Genomic DNA, 2,275 nt, shown 5'->3' on the forward strand with positions numbered 1-2,275 from the left:
TATTCCGACCATGCCAGTGGAGCAACGGTGGAACTTTTTGAACAAGAGGTCAGCAGTGGTATCAACACCATCAAGGTAGATAGTGTCAGAGGTTTTTTGCCTAGCGATCGCATTCGGATTGATCCAGGTACTGACAAGCAGGAAGACTTGGAGATTGCTAGTATCAATTTCAACGAGAATACCCTCACCCTGACGAGCAACCTCACTCAATCTCATCCAGTGGAAACGAGTGTGGTACTCCTACCAGCCTCAGCTTTAGCTCCACCAGTGCTAAAATCCCTCACCCTAAGCTATAGCTACAACTCAGGTGATTCCCCTCTCTCAGCTTGCTTGACCTACAATGATTTCACTTATGTAGATTGCACCACTCAAGCTAACCAAGATGGCTCCCCCTTTGAGGCTTTTACTCCCACTCAAGACCTGAGACCCACCCTTTACCTAGGCTTTGACGCCCCCTTCGCCAACCGCTCCACCACTATCTATGCCCAGGTAGAACCCCCAGCACCAGGGGAATTGGCCACAAGTCCTACCATAACTCAGCCAGCAGTGGTAGTAGGAGAATATTCCAGCCCTGAATATACCAGTCCTGACCGTTGGATGCGTTTAGGCGTGGAAGCTGATGAAACCGCTGCCATGAGTCAACCGGGTTTAGTCCAGTTTATTGGACCAACTGACTTGACAAAGCAATCAGAATTTGGTAAAGAATTATATTGGCTGCGAATTCGCTGGCAAGGGGGTGATTTTAGAGTGCCACCCCGACTACGGCGGTTGCTGCTGAATACAACTTGGGCAACCCAGGCAACCACCATTGAGAATGAAATCCTTGGTTCGAGTAATGGGAATCCCAATCAGACCTTCTCCACCCTCCAATTTCCTGTGTTAGACGGTCAACAACTAGAGGTCCAGGAAGAGGAAGAAACGGATCTACAAGAGGAGGTGTGGTTAGTTTGGCAAGAAGTATCAGATTTCTATGGTTCCGGACCGGAAGACCGTCACTATGTTCTCAATCACCTGACGGGAGAAGTAAGCTTTGGCAACAACCAACAGGGAAGGATACCACCCCTAGGTAGCAACAATATCCGTATGGTTTACTACCGCACTGGTGGTGGTAAACAGGGTAATAAAGCAGCTGAGACTATCACCGAACTCAAGACCACAGTGCCTTATGTAGATAGTGTCACTAACCTAGAAGCTGCTAGTGGTGGAGCCGAGCAGGAGTCTCTAGAGTGGGTTAAGGAACAAGGGCCGAAGACATTGCGCCATCGGTACAAAGCTGTAACTGCCGAAGACATTGAGGATTTGGTCTACCAAGCATCTACCGATGTAGCTAGGGCATGGGCAATTACTCCTGAATTTAACCCAAAAGACTTACAGTGGTTGCCAAACTACTACCTGCCGTTGGAGCAATCAGGGACGATCACGGTCAGTTTATGGTCCCAGGGTAATAATCCCCCAACCAGCTATCAGCTACAGGTCAAGATTAATGGTCCAGGACAGACCATAGCCTATGAGGAAAAAATCTTTACCGAGGAAGCTAGCGGACGCGAACTGAGTTACCCAGTCACACCCAGCCAATTCAGTCTTGGAAGCGAATGGTACGTGACTATGGTCAACTTGGGCGATGTTAACGTTAGCGGTGATGTCACCATCGAGTACCCTGATGGTTCTCTGACAGGAAATTTCAACCTACCCCCCAAGACCACAAGTGACCATGCTGACAATAGCCCTTATCTAGACAGAGACGATGTCGGTCAAGTGGAACTGATTATTCTACCGGATTCTTCAGCACGGCAACCTACTCCCAGTCTTGGTTTGCTCGACTTAGTAGAAGAATACATCCTGGCTCGCTGTGCCCCCACCCTAGACCTGCGAGTGACGGGACCCTATTGGGTAGAAGTTACAGTCACAGCTGAGGTTGTACCCCTCTCCTTAGACCTTGCCGAAGAAGTTGTAATTGGGGTCAACGATGCCCTGAACCACTTTTTACATCCCCTGACTGGTGGCGTGGATGGTCAAGGCTGGCCTTTTGGTCGTCAACCCCATAAATCAGACCTGTATCGGTTAATCGAATCCGTCCCAGGTGTGAATTATGTTAACTATCTCTCCATTGACCTAGGCGAGATACCTGAGGAACAAAGCAACCGATTCCTAATCTATTCCGGTGAACATCAGATTAGTTTGGGTCAGTCTTATTGAATTAAGAATGTAGAATTAAGAATTAAGAATGTAGAATTAAGAATTAAGAATGTAGAATTAAGAATTAAGAATGTAGAAT

General features: G+C 47.8%; 1 protein-coding gene. It reads left to right on the forward strand.

All coding sequences use genetic code 11. The annotated features are described in order from the left end of the window. On the forward strand, positions 1 to 2,196 hold a 2,196-nt coding region (locus tag F6K38_RS39785; protein WP_287360400.1), incomplete at its 5' end, for a putative baseplate assembly protein. Between the last annotated feature and the right edge of the window lie 79 nt (positions 2,197 to 2,275).

Origin of the sequence: Moorena sp. SIO3B2, from assembly GCF_010692525.1 — a bacterium.
GTDB lineage: Bacteria > Cyanobacteriota > Cyanobacteriia > Cyanobacteriales > Coleofasciculaceae > Moorena > Moorena producens.